We start from the raw sequence: 17,756 nt of genomic DNA, 5'->3' as shown, positions 1-17,756 counted from the left end.
GGTCGGCGGCCGCGGTAAAGGTGGAAGTCAGCCCGGCCCGCTACCCGACCAACCTGGCCGTGACCGCCACCGAGCGGGTGGTCATTGCCTCGCGCGTGCGGGGAGGTCACGGCCGGGAACGGACCGGGACCGCGTCCGTCAGGAATCCTGCGGGATCGCTTCCTTCGCCTCCTCGTAGCCGCCGCTCGGCGGGGCCGTGTCCGGGGCGTAGACCTGGTTGAGGACGCCGGTCCGGAAGGTCTCCGAGGAGATGAGCTTCAGCGGGATCGGGGTGTCGGCCTCGTCGAACAGCCGCATGCCCTTGCGGACCGCGATCGGGTGGACCAGGAGGTGCAGTTCGTCCAGCAGCCCCGCGTCCAGCAGCTGGCGTACGACCGAGACCGAGCCGCTGAGGGAGATCGTGCCGCCCTCCTCCTTCTTCAGGGCCGCCGCGACCTCCGCGACGGACCCCTGCGCCTGCTCGGAGTTGCGCCAGGGGAGATCGAGCTGCCGGTTCGAGAACACGATCTTGCGCATGTCCCCGAGTTGCTTGGCGAAGCCAGCGTCCGCCTCGCCCGCCTCCTCGCGCTCCGGCCACGCGCCGGCGAAGCTGTCGTACGTCGTGCGGCCGAAGAGGAGCGTGTCGGTGCTGCCGAGGGATGCGCCGACGGCGGCGCCCATCTCGTCGTTGAAGTAGGGGAAGTGCCACTGGTCGGGGGCCTCGACGACGCCGTCGAGGGAGATGAAGAAGCTGGCGATGATCTTCCGCATGGTGTCCTCCGTTGGGTACTGGCCGGTATGTGCGCGCTCACGGTGCGCTCGCTGCCTACTGCCTGGTGAGACCTCGCGGCCCGCGGAAACTCATCGGCCCGGCATGGGCGGCTCCCGGCACCGCGCCGTCCCCGTACCGCACGGACCAGATTCGCACCACGAGCCCCGCGCGTCCCGCATCGCGGCAAACCCGGGGCGGCGGGTCGTACCGCCCCCCATACTCGCCCCATGGATCTGCTGGCGGTACGCGCCGCGCGCCTCTTCGACGGTGAGAGCGACCTGCTGACCGAGGACCCCGTGGTGGTGATCGACGGCCACCGCGTCCACGCCGTCCTGCAGGGCGAGCCGCCGGAAGGCGCCGAGGTCGTCGACCTCGGGGACGCGACGCTGCTCCCGGGCCTCGTCGACGCCCATATGCACCTCGCCTTCGACGCCGGCCCCGACCCCGTCGCCTCCCTCGCCGCGCGGGACGACGCGCAGGCGCTCGACGCGATGCGCGCCGCGGCCCGGGCCGCGCTGGACGCGGGCATCACCACGGTCCGCGACCTGGGCGACCGCGGTTTCCTCTCCCTGCCGCTGCGCGACGAGCTGGCCCGCGATCCGGCCGCCGGTCCCGAACTGCTGGTCGCCGGGCCGCCGATCACCCTGCCGCAGGGGCACTGCTGGTACCTGGGCGGCGAGGCGAAGGGGGTCGACGCGCTGCGCGCCGCCGTACGGGAGCGGGCCGAGCGGGGCACGGACGTGGTGAAGGTGATGGCCAGCGGCGGCTTCCTGACCCCGGGCACGCGGACGCACGAGGCCCAGTACAGCCGGGCCGAGCTGCGCGCCGTGGTGGACGAGGCGCACCGCGCGGGTCTGCCGGTCGCCGCACACGCGCACGCCGCGGAGGCGATCGCGTTCGCGGTGGACGCGGGCGTCGACTCGATCGAGCACTGCTCGTTCGTCGGCGAGCACGGCATCGAACCGCGGGCCGAGGTGATCGAGGCGATCGTCCGTACCCGTACGCCCGTCTCCGTGACCTTCGGTACGCTTCCGGGCGCCCAGCCCCCGCCGGCCGTGGCGGCGCTCCTGCCGTCGATCGTCGCCCTGGTGGGCCGGCTGCGGGACGCGGGCGCGGAGCTGGTGTTCAGCACGGACGCGGGCATCGGCCCGCCCAAGCCCCACGGCGTACTCCCGCACACCATCGGCGCCACCGCCCGCCTCTTCGGCATGCCGCCCGCCGAGGCGCTGCGATCGATCACCTCGCGCGCGGCGGCGCTGTGCCGGGTGGGGGACCGGAAGGGCCGGATCGCCCCGGGGTACGACGCGGACCTCCTGGCGGTCGCGGGCGACCTGCTGGGCGACCCGGCCGCACTGCTCGACCGGCGGGCGGTGTTCCGGGCGGGGCGGCGGGTGCGGTGATCCGTGTGGTGCCGTTCCCCGCCGCGGACGACGCGTACCGTCGCGGCGGCCCGACGGGACGACGAGCACGCACAACGCCGCGCTGCGCACGGTCTACTGGAGCGTCGGGGACGTGCGGTCGGCGGAGGAGGCTGCGGCGCTGATCGGGGCGTGCCCCGCCCGTCCTGCTCGCCGCCCGCGCTGGGGATCGGTCACGCTCCCCAGCCATCCCAGCAGGAACCCGGCCGGCCCGGCCACTACCGCAGGGGCCGTTACATCCCAGAGCCGGAAGTCCTGCCCGGGGAAGACCGCACCGGGCACGCCCGAGGCGTACGGCGAGACCGCAATCAGGAACACGCTGAGCGCCGTGCCTCCCCACAGGCACCACAGGGCGCCGCGCGCTGTGAAGCCGGGCCAGTACAGGGCGTAGAGCAGGACGGGGGTGAGGGCGGCGCCGCAGATGGTGAGCCAGAGGGCGGAGAGGGACACAAGGCTCAAGTCCACGGCGAAGACGGACAAGACGATGGCGAGGGCGCAGGTGAGCGCCGCCGCCCAACGCGAGACGGAGGCGTTGTCGTCGTTGCGGGTGAAGCCACCCAGTACGTCGTGCCACACAGCCATGCCCGCCGCGAGCGCCATGTCCACGACCGCGGCGAGCGCGGTCGGGAAGAGCACGCAGGCCACGGCGGCGACCAGCAGGCCGTCCCGCCCGAGCGCCTGCGCGACCAGCAGCGGGGTGAACGCCTGCACACCCGTGCCACTGTCGCGCAGCACCGGACCGACCAGGGCCGCGGCGCCGAGACCGACGACCGCGAGGGCGCCGTAGAGCACGGACAGCTCGGAGAGCATCCACCGGCCCGCGATTCGCGCGCCGCGCGGGCTCTTGGTGGAGATCACCCGCATCAGCACGGCGGGCATGCCCATCGTGGCCAGGGACATGCCGAGGGTCTGACCGATCCCGTTCAGGGCACCGGTCCGGCCGTCGCCGGTGTAGTTGCCGGGTTTCAGGAAGTCGCGCCCCAGCCCCGCCCCGGCGGACGCCGAGTCGAGCAGCCGTGCCGGATTCCACCCGAAGCGGTGCAGCACGAGCCAGGCGACGACGAGCAGTACGGGAATGGCGAGCGCCGACTTGGCAATCATGATCACGCCCGTTCCCCGGATGCCCCCGGTGACGGCGAAGGCGGTCATGAGCGTCCCAAACACGATGATGCACCCGATCCGGGTCTGGGGAGTGACCTGACCGAACAGTGCGGCGGCGAGGTTTCCGACCGCCACCAGTTGTACGACCAGCAGCAGGAGGCAGACGATCAACGTCACCACTCCCAGCGACACTCGCACCCCCGGCCCGCCGCTGCCCCGGGCGTCCAGCAGATCCGCGGGCGTCAGCACGGCGTGGTGCCGCAGCGGTTCGGCGACGAGGAGGAGCAGCAGGACCACGCCGACGAGGCTGCCCAGCATCAGGCCGATCCCGTCGAAGCCGAACGTCGCGACCATGCCCACGAGCACGGTCACGGTCGCGACGGTGGTGGTGTCCCCGCCCATCGCGACGCCCTGCTGCCAGGCCCGCAGCCGCCGGCTGTCGGATCGTACGAGAGCTCGGTCGTCCTCGTCGGCGCCGGTGATGACGCACAGCATGAGGCAGACGACGACGAAGGCGGAGAAGGCGGCGAGGACGACGGACCGGTTGGAGGAGTCGAGCAGCGAGTTCACGACGCCCTCCGGGTGCCGGTCCACCGGTTGTGGGCGAACAGTGCGTGCACCCCTACGGCGAGCGGTACGGGAGCGACGAGGAGGCCGAGGCTCACGGGTCCGGCGACCGGCGTGCCGTACAGGCCGGGGGCGAAGGCGACAGGGGCCAGATACGCCAGCCAGACGACGGCGACGCGTACCGCGAGCCGCAGCCGGAGGGACATGGTCGCGTCGGTCTCGCTGCTGGTACGGGGAGTCGGCCGAGGCGGCCAGGGATCGCTGGATCCGGCAGTTGGGAAGGACATGAGGGCGGCTCCGCTGAGTCAGGCGTCTGCGCCCGGACCCGCGACGCGAGGAGGGGCGTGGCCGCGGAGTCAACCAGCGGCGGCCAGGGGCAGCAACACGACTGCAGAAGGAGTGTTCTGCTGAACAAGGGGACTCCGGGCGGCAGTGCACGCGCACCTTTCGTGCCGTGGTCGTCCCGTGTTCGGCCCGTTCCGCGCGCGGTCCAGGGAGCGTGTCGCCCCGGGCGTCGAGGCCTGCAGATAAGGGCGGCACCGGCTAGTGGTTCGACACCTCGGCGCTGAGCCCGCAGCAGACCGCCGACCGGATCCTGCGCGAGGCCCCTGGGCTAGCCGTTCCTCGTAGACCGGCTGGCCGTTCCTCGTAAACCGGCTAGCCGTTCCTCGTAAAGGTGCCGAGCCCGGTCGTGTCGAGGTTCTCGACCACCACCTTGTCGGCGCGTCCGTCGGACCCGACGGTGAAGGTCACGCCGGACAGGCCGACCGCGTTCTCGCCGGTGGTGGCGTAGCTGAAGGTGTCACCGTCGTAGTGCCGCAAGGCGAACCGCATCCTGTCGGGCCCGAGCCGCATGACGAGCTCGCCCTTCTCGGCGCTGACGGTCATCGGGCCGTAGTACGTGTTGGCATACGTACCGGTGTACGCGCTGTCCGCCTCCGCGGGTGCGGGCGAGGCCGGCGGCTTGCTGTAGTCGACCGGCGAACGCTCCCCCTCCGCCGCCTGCTTGAGGATCGGCCCGATGAACGTGAGCCAGTCGACGGTCGGCCCGCCCGTCTGCACGGTGTCGAGGAAGGTGTTGGCGATCGACTCGGGTACGCCGACGGGCTCACCGTTGGTCAGGACGACGATCCCGAGCTTCTCCGACGGCAGCAGGGTGACATTGGTGGCCGCCCCCAGCGCGAAGGCGCCGGAGTGGCCGAGCCGCAGCCTGCCCTGGTCGTCGTAGCTCACGTTCCAGCCGAGCCCGTAGAACCCGGCCCTGCCCGCGGGCGCGTGCGGCGGCTCGGAGACGATGTGCGGCAGATGCGTCTCGTCCAGCGCGTCGGCGTCGACGAGTCGCCGCCCCTCGAACTCGCCGTTGCCCAGCTGCAGACGCATCCACTTCGTCATGTCGTGGACCGTGGAGATGGCCCCGCCCGCCGGGCTCTGCGCGTCGGCGTCGCGCACGAACTCGGCGCGCCAGGTGTCACCGTCCTGCACATGCAGGACGGCCTTGTTCTTCGCCTTCTCGTAGTCGGCGTACGCGGAGCTGGTGGAGTCCATGCCGAGCGGCTCGTACAGCTTCTCGTCGGACAGCTTCTCCCAGCTCGTCCCGGCCGCCTTCGCGACGGCGACGGCGGCTTCGGTGAGCCCGAAGTTGGTGTACGCGTAGTGGGCGCGGAACGGGGCCAGCGGCTGGTAGCGGAGGCGGTTCAGGATGTACGACTGGTCGTACCCCAGATCCTCCAGCAGGTCTCCGGCGTGGTCGGGCAGCCCGCTGCGATGCGAGAACAGGTCGGCCAGCGTGACATGGCTGGTCACCCACGGGTCCTTCAGGGCGAAGCCGGGGCTGTACTCGACGACGGGGTTGTCCCAGCCGACGGTCTTGTCGCCCACCGCCGCGGCGACCACGGTGGAGGCGATGGGCTTGGAGACGGAGGCCAGCTGGAAGACGGTGTCGGCTCCGACCTTCTCCTCGGTGCCGACCTTGCGTACGCCGAAGCCCTTCGCGTACACGACCTCGTCGTCGTACACCACACCCACGGCGACGCCGGGCACCCCGGTACGGCGCATCGCGTCGCGCACGACGCCGCCGAGCTGACCCACGGCGGCGTCGACGTCGTCCCGGTTGACCTGGGCAGGCGGCTGAGCGGGCGGCACGGTGGGCAGGGCCGACGCCTGAACGGCGGCCCCGGCGGCGACGGTGCCGCCATCGGACGCCGTACAGCCACCGGCCAGGACGGCCACGCCCCCCAGCGCCACAGCGAACCGAAGGGGGCGAGGCCATGCACGCTCGAGTCGGGACATACCAACCATGGAAATCCCTCCCTACCAGCCTGTCGCCCTGGCGGGGCGTTCGGGGGACGTGGGGGAGGGCGGGGTTCGTCGGGGGGCGCGGAGGGGCTGGGATCGGCCGGCGGGGCTGGGTGGGGGCTGGCCGATGCCGGTGCCGGAGCTCTGGAGCCGGGGGTCAGTGCCGGGGGTTCATGCCACCCGACGCTTCGATCAGCCAGTACAGGGTCCCTGTCCCGAAGGGCCACCCGGTGGTGGCCACGTCGATCCAGCCGGTCCCCGGCCGGTCCGAACCGGCGTCCCACCATCACCAGCTGCGATCGTCGCCGCCGCCCTCCTCGGTGGGGTCGAAGTAGTAGAGCCAGTCGGACAGGGCCCAAGGCCCCTCAGCCGCAGCCACCTTCTCCGCCAGGCTCAACTGGCTCCACCGAGCCGACCAGGCATCGGCGTCAAAGGAAGGATCATCAGGCACCTCAGGAGCACACCGCTCAACAAACCACCCGGGCAGAAGCCCCGGCCAGGCGCCTTCCTCGGGCCAGCCCCCGACCCGCCCAACCACCCGACCGAGCACATCACGCGCCCGCTCAATGACACCGCCGGGCTCCCCAGCATCGAAGCTCACCCGAATGACGAAGGCATCCTCGCCCTCACCAGGCCCGCCTCGCATACGCCGAAGCTCGCTCTCGGGATCGTCCATGGCGGGAGTGTGCCCCATGGCCGTCACCGCGAGCACACGCCGGCCGGGTGGCGGCATTGCTCCCGCCCAATGGCCGCCTCCGTCACGTCAGCGCTCTGGTCGTTCACTACGGAATGCTCAGCTCGGCGGCGGCGAGTTCGGAGCGGATCAGCTCCAGCAGACGGCCCATCCAGTTGCGTCCTTCAAGTCCGCGCTCGCCCCAGAACGTGGAGTTCATCTCGGTGTAGATCAGCCGCGTTGTCCCGGTGTCGGCCAACACTGTCGCAAGGCCGGGGTGCTGGTGGAACTTTGCGCGCAGCAGCTCTGCCATGACGGCGGTTCGGGCCTGGGGCCAGTTGTCGAGCAGGAAGGCGTCCTTGGCGAGCCTCTCCACCTCGTGGGGCCGCTCGGCGCGGAGGATCTCGGTACGTCGCCCGTCGTCGGCCACCGCAAGCGCCCAGTAGGCGTGCGTGACGGTCGGGTAGGTGCGTCCTCTCACGGTGACCGGCGCGGGGTACTCATTGCGCAGCGCCAGAACACCGGGATCCTGCGGCCAGCCGTTGGGGAAGAACACCTGGCGGATGTCGATGCTGCTCTCGACAGGCTCGGTCGGGCCGTCCGCTGGGGCTTTCGAGGCGTAACGCCGGCGCATTTGCTCTCGCTCGGCGAAGTACTCCATTGCCGAGGCGTGCATCCCCTCGGTGACGACGACGGTCTTCCCGCTCGGCGCCTCGAACCGGTTGCCAGGACCGGCGACCACGACCTTCAGGGGGAAGTCCTTGCGGTCCTGGTCGCCGAGGGCGTAGATCCGCAGATGCCCGGGGATGGCTTCGTACGCCTCGCGAAGCGCGGCACGGTTCTGCTCGGTCGGCTGATCCCGGAAGACATCGAGGAGGGACAGGCAGCGCCGGGTGGAGTCGGGCCGACCGTTCAGCTGGTCGATGTCGTCGCGGATGTCGCCGAGAAGCATCTCGGGGGTCAGCCAGGTCTGCGGCTCGGAGAAGGTCCACGAGGCGAGGTGATGGGCCGACGCCACACCCCCATCCGGCAGTTCCGTGGCGATCCAACCAGAAGCGAGCTTGCCGGCAAACTCCTCCAGAGTCACCAGCCCCCAGCAGTCGATCAGGCCGTCGGCGTAGACCACCAGGTCGGTGAGAAAGTACGTGCCACCGTTGCAGATGAAGGCATGACGCCAGGTGCCCTCAATACGCTCACCGTCCACGTCCCGCCAAGTCCGCCGCTGTATCGCCATGCGCGTCAGGGTAGCTGTTCCGATCCGTACAAGATCGTCACTCCCCGACGCCCTGACCAGGCTCGATCAGCCCACCCTCGCCGCCGGACACGACCACCGTCGAGACCCTCGCGCCGTGCTGGAGACCGCCCGGGCGTGATCAAGACCCACCGATGTCGGACCGGGACGTCAAAGGCCCCCGACCATGATCGGTCAGGGGCCTTCACACCGGTGGACGCGGACGGTTTCGAACCGCCGACATCCGCCTTGTAAGGGCGGCGCTCTACCGCTGAGCTACGCGTCCGGGTGGGTCGTAAGACTACCCTGCCCGGTGGGCTGTGCCGCAAATCCGTTGAGGGGAGGGTGGGGGAGTGGTGGTGGATGTGCGAACCATCCGGCCCCTTTGTTCGTCCTTCCGGGGTGGGACAATGGCGAGGGCGGACGGTGGTCGAGTGCGGGAGTTGATGTGACGACACACGGCACCAGGCGCTGGGGCTGGGGTGGGGGCGGGCGTGACGAGAGTGCGCGGGCCGAGGCTCAGGCTGCCAAGGACGCCGCCGCCACCGCCTTCTACGAGCTCGACACCGCTCAGCGTGATCTGCGGATCTCCATCGAGACCATCTCCGCCGTCGACGACGCCCCTCCTGCGCGCAAGGCCGTCGCCGACTACGGCGACTTCGGGCGGCGGATCGACGAGGTCAGCTCCGAGTACATCGCGGTGGTGGACTCGTACGACCTCGATCGGGACGATCTCGCGCCCGGCGACGCCTCCCGGGCCCGGCAGGAGCTGCAGCGCGTCACCAACAGCATGGAGCGTGTGCGGAGCGATCTGAACCACTTCGCCCATGGGCTGGGCAGCCTGCTCGAGAAGGCCGAGACACAGCTCGCCCGGCTCGCTCCTTCCGTCGAGCGGGCGCGCCAGGCGCTGCTCGGTGCCAGTAACGCCCTGGACGCCGTACGGGGTGAGGGCTTCAAGGCCGATGAGCTCGCCGCTCGGCTCGCCCGGCTCGGGCCCGAGCTCACCAAGCTCAACCAGGGCGCCGGCGTGCACGGCGTCCAGGGCACCATCCATCGCGCCGTCGAGATGCAGCGCGCCGCCGAGGCGCTGCGCGCCGAGGCCGAGCAGCTGCCCCGGCGGGCCGGGGAGATCGACAAGCGGCTGGGCAGTCTGCGGACCCGCGCCCAGGCCCTCGCCACGCGCGCCGAGCGCGTGCCCCCGGTGCTCAGCGAGCTGCGCCGGCGGTTCGCCATGGCCTGCTGGCAGGATCTGCAGCCCGTGCCCGAGCAGGCCCGGCGTGCCGTCGAGGAGGCCGAGGGGAAGATCCGCGATGCCTCGCGGGCCCGGGCCGAGCAGCGGTGGGCCGACGCGACCGCCCTGCTGGGCACCGCGCGGGCGCTCCTCGACAACACCGACGAGGCCGTCAGCGCCGCCCAGGACCGGCTTCGGCGGCTCAACGAGGTTCAGGCCGATCACCAGAAGGACGTGGACAAGGCCCGGTTCGCCATCCGGGACGCCCAGCGTCTCGCCATGTCCGGGCGGGTCAACCCCGACCCCCGGCACGCCCGGCCGCTCGACGACGCCGTGCTGCGGCTCAACCGGGCCGTGGAGGGGCTGACCGGGCGGCACCCCGACTACTGGCACTTCCTGATGGAGCTGGAGGCCGTTCGGGAGACCGCCGCCCGGGTCGTACAGGACATCCGGGACGAGCGGAGCGGGGTGGGTGGGGCCAGTGGGGCCAGTGGCGCCGGCGGGTCACCTCGGCGCCGATGAGCGGGTCGCCTCGACGGCGATGAGCGGGTCACCTCGGCGCCGATGAGCGGGTCGCCTCGACGGCGATGAGCCCCAGCCCTCCCCAGCCGAGCCCCCTACCCGCAGCACCCCCCACCACAGCACCCGCCACCACCCGACGGCGACGGCGACGGCGCCGATGACGGAGCCGCCCCGGCCGAGGCCGTCCCCCCGACCGCCACCGTCGACAGCAGCTTCACCGTGTCGTCGTGCCCGGACGGGCAGGACGCCGGCGCGGAGGACTCCGCCATCGGGCGGCTGAGCTCGAACGTGGTGCCGCACGAGCGGCAGCGGTACTCATAGCGTGGCATGGGGCCAGGGTATCCGTCACTGTCCGTGACCGGAAGACTTGCCCCCTGCCGGGACTCGGGAGGATGCTGGGAGTGCGAGGGGGTATGTCCCGTATCCCCCGGTCCGAAGGAGGTCGGACATGGCCCCCACCCAGGACTATCCCGCGGACGCGCTCCCGCACCCGCTCGCGGACGAACCGCACTTCCAGCAGGAGGGCAGCCGCGGCGCCCTGCACGAGCGCGGAGTCAATCTGGGCCTGCGCAAGCACACCATGCTCGACGAGCATCTGCCCGTCGATCACAAGCTCAGCATCGTCTACCGGATCGGCTCGGCGCTCGCCGGACTGTGGCTGCTGGTCTTCGGCATCCTGGGTCTCGTCGAGGAGGTCGGCTTCGTCGACAAGACCGGCGACAAGGTGCTCGGCCTGAACTCCAACGGGTTGCTCGGCGTGATCTCCATCGTCGCCGGCGCGGTGCTCCTCTACGGCGCCTGGCGCGGCGGCAACTTCGCCTCCAGCCTCAACATGGGCATGGGCGCCCTCTTCGTCATCAGCGGCTTCGTCAACCTCGCCCTGCTGGACACCGATGCGAACTGGCTCGCGTTCACGATGTCGAACGTCATCTTCAGCTTCGCCATCGGGATGTTCCTGCTGATGTCCGGTATGTACGGGCGGGTCAGCGCCGGACTTCCCCACGACAATCCGTACTGGCGCACCCGCAACGCGGAGAAGGCCGAACGGGAGGACCGGTCGGCCCGGCTGCGGACCGTGTAGGACCACGTAGGCCCGTAGAGCCCCCCCAGCAGCCCGACCGGGCGGCGCGCCCCCCGACAGGACGCGCCGCCCGGTTCCCTCCCCCGTGCGGATGCTTTGCGCGAGGATGCCGACATGAGGATTCCGCAGGACAAGCGCCCGCCCCAGACCCCCGAGCTGTACCGGTACGTGCTCGACCACAACCCGCCGCTCGACCCGGTGCAGTGCGAGGTCGTCGAGCTCACGCACGCCCGTTTCCCCAGCTCGGCGGGTATGCAGTCGGCGCAGGAGCAGGGGGCGCTGCTGGCGTTCCTGGTACGGCTGACCGGCGCCCGGCACGTGGTGGAGGTGGGTACCTTCACCGGCTTCTCCTCCCTCTGCATGGCGCAGGCGCTGCCCGCCGACGGCCGGCTGATCGCCCTGGACGTGTCGGAGGAGTGGACGGCGTACGCCCGTCGGGCCTGGGAGAAGGCCGGCGTCGCGGACCGGGTGGAGCTGCGGCTCGGGCCGGCGCTGGACTCGCTGCGCGCCATGCCCGCGGAACCGCACATCGACCTGGCGTACCTGGACGCCGACAAGGAGAGCTACCCCGCGTACTGGGAGGAGCTGGTGCCGCGGATGCGCCCCGGCGGGCTGATCGTCGTCGACAACGTCCTCTACCACGGCGCGGTCGTCGACCCGGAGGCCGGCGGCAACGCCGCCGCGATCCGGGCGTTCAACGACCGTGTGGCCGCCGACACCCGGACCGAGGCCGTGCTGCTGACCGTGGCCGACGGGCTGACGCTCGCCCGCCGCAGGGAGGACAAGCCGGACGGCGGCAGCGTCTAGTACCCCCGCCGTACTAGACCTTCAGCCGCATCTCCCGCAGGATCCGCTCGCCCGCCGTGACGCCCCGCTCCCGCAGCGCGACGACATGCGGCGCCGTCCAGCCCTGGTCGGCCAGCTCGCCGTGGCCGGGGCGCCAGCCGTGGTCGCCGGCCAGCAGCAGGTCGGTGTCCAGCAGGGAGTCGCCCGCCGTCAGCGTCAGGGTCGTACCGGCGCGGCGGGCGACCTCCGCCACCGCCGCGCTCTTGGTCAGCGGGCGCGGCACCAGATAGATCTTCGAGCCCTGCGCGGAGACCGACCAGCCGCGCGCGTCCGCCCAGCCCGCGAGTTCCTTGACCCACAGCTCCGGTACGAGGTCGCGGTGGACCACCAGATACGTGAACAGGTCCTCCGCGATACGGATCTTGCGCGTCCACGCCGGGTCGGCGGTGCGCTGCAGCTGCTCGCTGACCTCCGCCAGCGGGGCGCAGTCGGCGGCGAGGCGCTCGCGCACCGCCGCGTTCCAGTCGTGGTCGGTGTCGCCGTCGACCAGCAGATGACCGCCGTTGGCGCAGATGGCGTACGGCGGGGGCGGGCCCGGCAGCCGGATCCGGCGGTACTGCTTGCGGGTCCGGGTGGTGGTCGGCACGAAGACCGTACGGGCCATCAGGTCCGGGAGTACGGCCGCCGCCGCCTCCGTCATGAACGACAGCGGCCGGCCGTCGTTGACCTCCACGCACATCAGGCGCGGCGCCCGGGCGTCCGGCATGCCCAGGAGCAGGGCGGCCGGCGAGTAGATGAGGGTCCGGTCGAGGTCGCTGGCGACGAGGGTGGTGCTGCTCTCGGCGACCAGGGGCTCGCCGGTCACCGGCACCTCGCCGGCGGCGGGGTCGGTCATCGGCATCTCGCCGCCGAGGGCGCCGGTCACCGGCACCTCGCGGCCGAGAGGGTCGGTCACCGGCCCGGTGCCGGCAGCGGGGGTCGTACTGGAGAAGATGCCCGAAGGCTCCGTATGGCTCACGACACTATTGCCTTCCCATCGGCGCCCGTCGCGCCACGCGTGTACTGCGGATGGATCAGGCCCACACAGGTGTACGGAAGGTCCGCGTCGTCGCACTCTTCGACGGGGACGCCGCGCTGCCGTGCGAGCAGCCGGACATGGTCGAGATCACTGCCCGCACCCCGTCGTGCGAGAACACGCCAGGGTACCCGGCGCAGCAGTACCCGGGTGGTCTCTCCCACACCCGGTTTGACGAGGTTCACATCGCCGATGCCGTACTCCTCGCTGATCCGCTCCACGGCCCGCCAGCCCGACCAGTCCGGCGTACGGTCCGGCGAGGCGGCCATCGGCGCCACCGGGCCCAGCGCCGCGAACTCCGCGGACACCGTGTCCAGGAACGGCCGCGACACGTCCGCGCCGGCCAGTTCGCGGTAGAACTTCGCACCGTGGAAGTCGTTCGGCCCGATCAGCCCGTCCCGCAGCACCGTACGCGAAACGAGGCCGGAGACGGTGGAGTTCAGGCAGGCGGAGGGGATGAGGAAGTCCTCGCGGGTGCCGTACGTGTCCACGCAGCGCCCCGGGTCGGCGAGGACGGCGATCCGCGGGTCGAAGCCCTTGAAGTCGGCGAGCGCGTCGGCCAGTTCGCGCGTGATCGCGCCCTTGCCCGTCCAACCGTCGACGAACACGACGTCTGCCGGGTCGTGGTGCTCGGCCAGCCAGCGCATCGCGTTGGTGTCGATGCCCCGCCCGCGCACGATGGACACGGCGTAGTGCGGCAGGTCCAGGCCGTGCGCGTACGACGCCCAGCGCCGCATCAGCACGCCGACCGGCGTGCCGGCGCGGGCCAGCGACACCAGCACGGGGCGCGGGGAGCGCTCGGCCAGCACGGTCTCGGTGACGACGGCGACGGCGTGGGCCATCCGCCGGGCGGAGCCGGCGAGGGCGTCGTTGAACAGCGCCTGGTACTCGTCGCTCGGCTGGTACTCGACCGGCAGCGACTCGGCGTAGTGCGCGCCGCCGCTCTGGATCGCCTCCTCGCGCTCCTCCACGGGGGCCTCCAGCTGGACGCCGGAGAGGTCCTTCAGCAGCCAGCCGACCTCGTCGGGGGCGTACGAGCCGAAGTCCGGGCCGTACAGCGGCCGGGGGAGGGGGGTGTACGTAGGGATCACAGTCAGGAGTACCTGGTCGGTGTGGGCGGCGAGTCCGGTCAGCAGGGCGTCCAGCGCCGGGGTGTCGCCGTGCGAGTCGACGACCGCGACGACGGCGTCGAAGCCGGTGCCGCCGGCGGGCGGGGCGACGTTGTACGCGTAGCGCGGGCCGGGGCCGTCGGCGGGGTCGTCGTGGGCCGGGAAGGAGATCCGGGTGCGTATCGCGTAGCCGGGGTCGTCGACCGGCAGGACGGGCGAGCGGGTCGTCGTGGAGAAGCGGACCTCGACGTCCGGCGCCGCGTCCTGCAGCGCCCCCGCGAGCCGCAGCGGCGCGTACATCAGCTCCTCCGAGCCCAGCACCAGCACCCGCCGCGCCCCGCCGGCCAGCGCCTCGGCCAGCCGCGCGCCCATCGCGGGCAGCGCGGCCTCGAGCCGCTCGCGGTGTACGGGAGTGAAGCCGTGCCGGGCGCCGTCAGGGAGCCCCTGCGGCCAGCCGACGTCGACGCGCACGGCATCGGCGCTTACGACATCGACGCTGACGGCATCGGCGCCTTCAGCACCGGCACGCGGCGCGCCCCCCGCTTCATCGGCCGCCGCCGGCTCCAGCGCCCCCACCAGCTCCTGCCCCCGCTCCAGCACGCCCTCCGGCAGGCGCACCCCGCCGGAGGCCAGCGCCACCACGTCCACCCGGGCGCCCAGCTCCGCCGCGAACTTCTCCAGCGCCCGCCGGTCGTCCGCCGAGCGCATGTCGACCAGCGCCGCCACCACGTACCGCTCGCGCGGGGCGGAGGCGTGCAGGGCGGCGATGGTGTTGCGTATCGTCCGGCCGGTCGAGAACTCGTCGTCCACCAGCACCAGCGGACCGTCCCCGGCCAGCAGCGCCGGATCGGCCGGCAGCAGCAGATGCGAGGTGGCGTGGCTGTGCTCCTCCTCGAAGCCGCCCGCCTGCGCCACGCCCGGCACGGGGCGCCGCGTGGAGTGCAGGTACGCCGCCCCGCCCAGGCCGTCGTACGCGCAGTGGCCGAGGCCGGTGGCCGTCTCGGCGTAACCGAGCACCACGGCCCGCTCCGCCTCCGCCGCGCCCAGCAGCTCCCGCACCAGGCGCCCGAGCCGGAACCCCGCCCCGTACACCGTGGCCGGCGGCGCGGGCACGTGCTTGCCCAGCACCGACGAGACCAGCAGGTGGGCGCGCCGCGGATTGCGGCGCAGCGCCAGCCCCAGCAGGTCGCGCAGCCCGTCCGGGCCCGTCAGCCCGATGCCGAGCCGGTCCGTGACCCAGTCCCCGTTCCAGACCGCCACGTCAGCCGTTTCCCTTCCCTGGCGTGCGAGGCCCTTGCCCCCGTTACGCATGCTCGACCTTCAGCCCCGCGTCCAGCAGCTCCACGAACGTCACGTCCTCCCGCGCCACGCCGAACACCTCGGCGCGCAGCAGCGTCCGCTCCGCCCAGGCGCGGTGGGGCTTGGCCTCGTTCATCTTGTTCGTGTACGCCGAGCGCAGCACCCCGCCGCCGTCCCGTTCCCGTTCCAGGATGTCACGGGCGTCGCTGTACTCCTCCAGGCTCACCACGGACAGGGCGTGCACCAGGGCGACGTGGCTGGGGTGGATGCAGGTCTTGCCCTGCAGACCGTTGGCGCGGTCGAGCTCGATCTCGCGCAGCAGGCCGTCCATGTCGTGCTCGAGGAGCAGATCGCGCAGCGCCTCGTTGGCGCCGGTGAAGGGGCTGCGGCGCAGCTGCGGCTTGAAGATGCGCTCGTGCGGGCGGAAGTACTCCCACACGGGGCCGGTGACGGTGAAGCCCGTGCCGTCGGCCCGGCCGAAGGCGTTCACCACGTCGCCGATCACGGAGGCGACGAGCTGCAGATCGTACGCCGTGATGTCCGGCGCGCGGCGCAGACCGTATACGGAGCAGAAGTCGGTGACACCGAGTCGCAGCGCCAGTACGTGCTCGCGGTACTTGTCCAGCACCCGGCTGATCCCGGCGAGCGTCTCGCGGCGGGACTCCAGGTGCAGCAGCTCCGGGGACTCCAGTACCGGCATCGCGAACAGCCGCAGCCCGCTCGCGGCCTGCGCGGCGGTCAGGGCCTCCAGGAAGGGGATGCCGCGCTCCTCGGTGAACTTCGGCAGCACGAATCCCGACAGCAGGGCGGCGGCGGGGCCCAGCCGCGCCACCAGGTCGGGTATCTGCTCCGCCTCCCGGGGGCGTACGAACAGCAGCGGCAGCCCCGCCGTGCCCTGCCCGGCGAGCTCGCGCAGGCTGTGCACGATGTTCTCCTCGGCCTGCGGTACGTCGCCGTCGGCGATCGCGTCCTCCAGGCACAGCACCATGGAGACGACCCCGCGCGCCGCCTGTTTGCGCACCGCGGTGCCGAGGCCGTCCCTGGTCGCGGGGGTGTAGAGAGTGGCCCCGAGCGCCATGGCGAGCGTGCGGGCCGATGAGCCGGCGGTGAACTCCGCCGGCTCCTGGTGAAAGAGCTTGGTACGAAGTGCGGTGTCCAGGTGTCCGTAATGCCGCATGCGATCCCCCTATCGCGGAGCCGTGGTCGTATTGGGCTGGGCGGTAAGAGTACGTTGCGGGGTGGCCGAAACGTTCCCCTGCTTGGTGAAATCTCCGTAACCGTCGCACAACCCCGGCGTATCCGTCAGTACCTCTGCGGGGATGAACCCGGGGGCTCCGCCGTGGCCGGATCAGGCGGAGTAAGGGCATCCGGGGGCCGGGGGCGCGTTGTCCCGCGCGGTGGCGAGAGGGCAGGATAGCCGCATGACGAACGCCATGGCCAAGGGCGCCAACATCACCCTGCAGGTCACGGCCGTACGGGCCGTACTGCGCTGGCATTCCGGTCCCGGAGTGCCGGACGTCGACGCCTCGGTGCTGCTGGTCGGTACGGACGGCCGGGTGCGCTCGGACGACGACTTCGTCTTCTACAACCAGCCGCGGCATCCCTCCGGGACGGTGCGCAAGCTGCCCAAGCAGTCCCGCACCGACGGGCTCACGGACTCCATCGAGGCCCGGCTGGACCGGCAGGAGCCGTCCGTCGACCGGCTGATCCTCGGGGCGTCCACGGACGAGGGCACGTTCGGGAAGGTGCCCGATCTGCGGGTGCTGCTGTACGACGCGGGGTCCGCCTCGAACGGGGAGCCGTTCGCGTACTTCGACATCGTGCCCGAGACGGGCAAGGAGACCGCGCTGATCTGCGGTGAGCTGTACCGGCGTGAGGGGACGTGGCGCTTTCGGGCGCTGGGGCAGGGGTACGACTCGGGGTTGATCGGGCTGGCTACGGAGTTCGGGATCTCGGTGGACGAGACGCCTCAGGAGGAGCCTGCGGCTCCTCCGGTTTCGCAGCCTCAGGCTCAGTTCCAGCCTCAGTCGCAGCCCGTGCAAGGGCAGGCTCCGCCTCCCACGGCGGCGTACGGGTACCCTCCGGCGTTCACCCTGCCGCCGCAGGGGCCTCAGTTCATCGGGCGGTGAGGGGGCGGGCGGTTGTGGTCCGGTGACCGGCGCCGCCCGCGCCTTCGGCGCGGGGTTGCCCCCACCCACACACCACCCGTTGCGGGTCGTCTTGCCTGACGTCGGCGCCTGGGGGTGGGGGGTGTGGGCCGGTGACTCTGTGGCAGGGGTTCGTGGCCGGTTGTCGGTGCGGATCGCAGTGATTCTGCGGCCCCAAGGGGCCTTGCCGGGCGGAGCGGGAGGGGACGGCGCCATGGCGCCGCCCAGTGGTCGGCTCCGCTGGCGCTGCGCCGGGGGCTGCCCTCGGTGGGCCGGTGGGGTTGTGCCGGCTCCGCTGCGCTGCGCCGGCCTGCTGCGTAGCGAGCGGCTCCGCTGGCGCTCCGCCGAGGTATGCCTGCGGTGACCCGGTGGGGCTCCGCCGAGGTATGCCTACGGTGACCCGGTGGGGCTGGGCCGGGGCCCCGGGGCGCGCCCCCCCAAAAGACCCAGGGGGCGCGGGTACGCCCCCC

The 17,756-nt window shown here is 72.1% G+C and carries 15 protein-coding genes and 1 tRNA gene; 5 read left to right on the top strand and 11 right to left on the bottom strand.

The window, feature by feature from the left end; translation table 11 throughout:
• Positions 1-138: 138 nt before the first annotated feature.
• The gene (locus AB0M28_RS35890; RefSeq protein WP_365414223.1) at positions 139-750 is read right to left on the bottom strand and encodes a dihydrofolate reductase family protein; all 612 of its coding nucleotides are present in this window, start codon (positions 748-750) and stop codon (positions 139-141) included.
• A 228-nt stretch (positions 751-978) separates the two neighbouring features.
• Here AB0M28_RS35890 and AB0M28_RS35885 point away from each other — a divergent pair, with 228 nt between their 5' ends.
• Entirely contained in the window at positions 979-2,151 is a 1,173-nt protein-coding gene (locus tag AB0M28_RS35885; RefSeq protein ID WP_365414221.1) for an amidohydrolase family protein, read from the top strand.
• 93 nt (positions 2,152-2,244) lie between these two features.
• Here AB0M28_RS35885 and AB0M28_RS35880 read toward each other — a convergent pair whose 3' ends face one another.
• The 6 genes from AB0M28_RS35880 to AB0M28_RS35855 form a co-directional block, all read right to left on the bottom strand.
• The gene (locus tag AB0M28_RS35880) at positions 2,245-3,840 is read right to left on the bottom strand and encodes a transporter (protein WP_365414219.1); all 1,596 of its coding nucleotides are present in this window, start codon (positions 3,838-3,840) and stop codon (positions 2,245-2,247) included.
• A complete protein-coding gene (locus AB0M28_RS35875) occupies positions 3,837-4,124 on the bottom strand; it encodes a hypothetical protein (protein ID WP_365414217.1) in 288 nt (95 codons plus the stop codon). Before AB0M28_RS35875 ends, AB0M28_RS35880 begins: the two co-directional genes overlap by 4 nt.
• A gap of 370 nt (positions 4,125-4,494) precedes the next feature.
• Positions 4,495-6,135 carry a serine hydrolase gene (locus AB0M28_RS35870; RefSeq protein WP_365414215.1) on the bottom strand — a complete coding sequence of 547 codons (1,641 nt, stop codon included), beginning with the start codon at positions 6,133-6,135 and terminating at the stop codon, positions 4,495-4,497.
• A gap of 283 nt (positions 6,136-6,418) precedes the next feature.
• Entirely contained in the window at positions 6,419-6,808 is a 390-nt protein-coding gene (locus AB0M28_RS35865) for a hypothetical protein (RefSeq protein ID WP_365414214.1), read from the bottom strand.
• A 106-nt stretch (positions 6,809-6,914) separates the two neighbouring features.
• Positions 6,915-8,039: an NADAR family protein gene (locus tag AB0M28_RS35860; RefSeq protein WP_365414212.1), complete on the bottom strand. Its 1,125-nt coding sequence runs from the start codon at positions 8,037-8,039 to the stop codon at positions 6,915-6,917.
• Between the two features lie 211 nt (positions 8,040-8,250).
• Positions 8,251-8,322: transfer RNA gene (locus AB0M28_RS35855), tRNA-Val, on the bottom strand.
• A 162-nt stretch (positions 8,323-8,484) separates the two neighbouring features.
• On the opposite strand from AB0M28_RS35855, the gene AB0M28_RS35850 reads away from it, so the two are divergent.
• Positions 8,485-9,789, top strand: a complete 1,305-nt coding sequence (locus AB0M28_RS35850) for a hypothetical protein (protein WP_365414210.1) — start codon at positions 8,485-8,487, stop codon at positions 9,787-9,789.
• A gap of 95 nt (positions 9,790-9,884) precedes the next feature.
• Here AB0M28_RS35850 and AB0M28_RS35845 read toward each other — a convergent pair whose 3' ends face one another.
• Entirely contained in the window at positions 9,885-10,118 is a 234-nt protein-coding gene (locus tag AB0M28_RS35845; RefSeq protein ID WP_365414208.1) for a zinc ribbon domain-containing protein, read from the bottom strand.
• A 119-nt stretch (positions 10,119-10,237) separates the two neighbouring features.
• On the opposite strand from AB0M28_RS35845, the gene AB0M28_RS35840 reads away from it, so the two are divergent.
• Positions 10,238-10,870 (top strand): DUF4383 domain-containing protein, encoded by a 633-nt coding sequence (locus AB0M28_RS35840; protein WP_365414206.1) that lies wholly within the window; start codon positions 10,238-10,240, stop codon positions 10,868-10,870.
• 114 nt (positions 10,871-10,984) lie between these two features.
• Complete coding sequence (locus AB0M28_RS35835) at positions 10,985-11,677, top strand: O-methyltransferase (protein ID WP_365414205.1); 693 nt, start codon at positions 10,985-10,987, stop codon at positions 11,675-11,677.
• A 13-nt stretch (positions 11,678-11,690) separates the two neighbouring features.
• Here AB0M28_RS35835 and AB0M28_RS35830 read toward each other — a convergent pair whose 3' ends face one another.
• The 3 genes from AB0M28_RS35830 to AB0M28_RS35820 are packed head-to-tail and all read right to left on the bottom strand — an operon-like array spanning position 11,691 to position 16,316.
• Positions 11,691-12,674 (bottom strand): HAD family hydrolase, encoded by a 984-nt coding sequence (locus AB0M28_RS35830; protein ID WP_365414203.1) that lies wholly within the window; start codon positions 12,672-12,674, stop codon positions 11,691-11,693.
• Positions 12,671-15,151, bottom strand: a complete 2,481-nt coding sequence (locus AB0M28_RS35825; RefSeq protein WP_365414201.1) for a phosphoribosyltransferase — start codon at positions 15,149-15,151, stop codon at positions 12,671-12,673. The genes AB0M28_RS35830 and AB0M28_RS35825 overlap by 4 nt, the downstream gene beginning before the upstream one ends.
• Positions 15,144-16,316 (bottom strand): HpcH/HpaI aldolase/citrate lyase family protein, encoded by a 1,173-nt coding sequence (locus tag AB0M28_RS35820; RefSeq protein WP_365414199.1) that lies wholly within the window; start codon positions 16,314-16,316, stop codon positions 15,144-15,146. Before AB0M28_RS35820 ends, AB0M28_RS35825 begins: the two co-directional genes overlap by 8 nt.
• Before the next feature lie 244 nt (positions 16,317-16,560).
• On the opposite strand from AB0M28_RS35820, the gene AB0M28_RS35815 reads away from it, so the two are divergent.
• Entirely contained in the window at positions 16,561-17,268 is a 708-nt protein-coding gene (locus AB0M28_RS35815; RefSeq protein WP_365414197.1) for a TerD family protein, read from the top strand.
• The last annotated feature ends 488 nt before the right edge of the window (positions 17,269-17,756 follow it).

It is taken from the genome of Streptomyces sp. NPDC051940, from assembly GCF_040680895.1.
Lineage (GTDB): Bacteria > Actinomycetota > Actinomycetes > Streptomycetales > Streptomycetaceae > Streptomyces.
The sequence above is the reverse complement of the archived record's forward strand: the minus strand, read 5'-3'. Positions and strand labels throughout refer to the sequence as shown.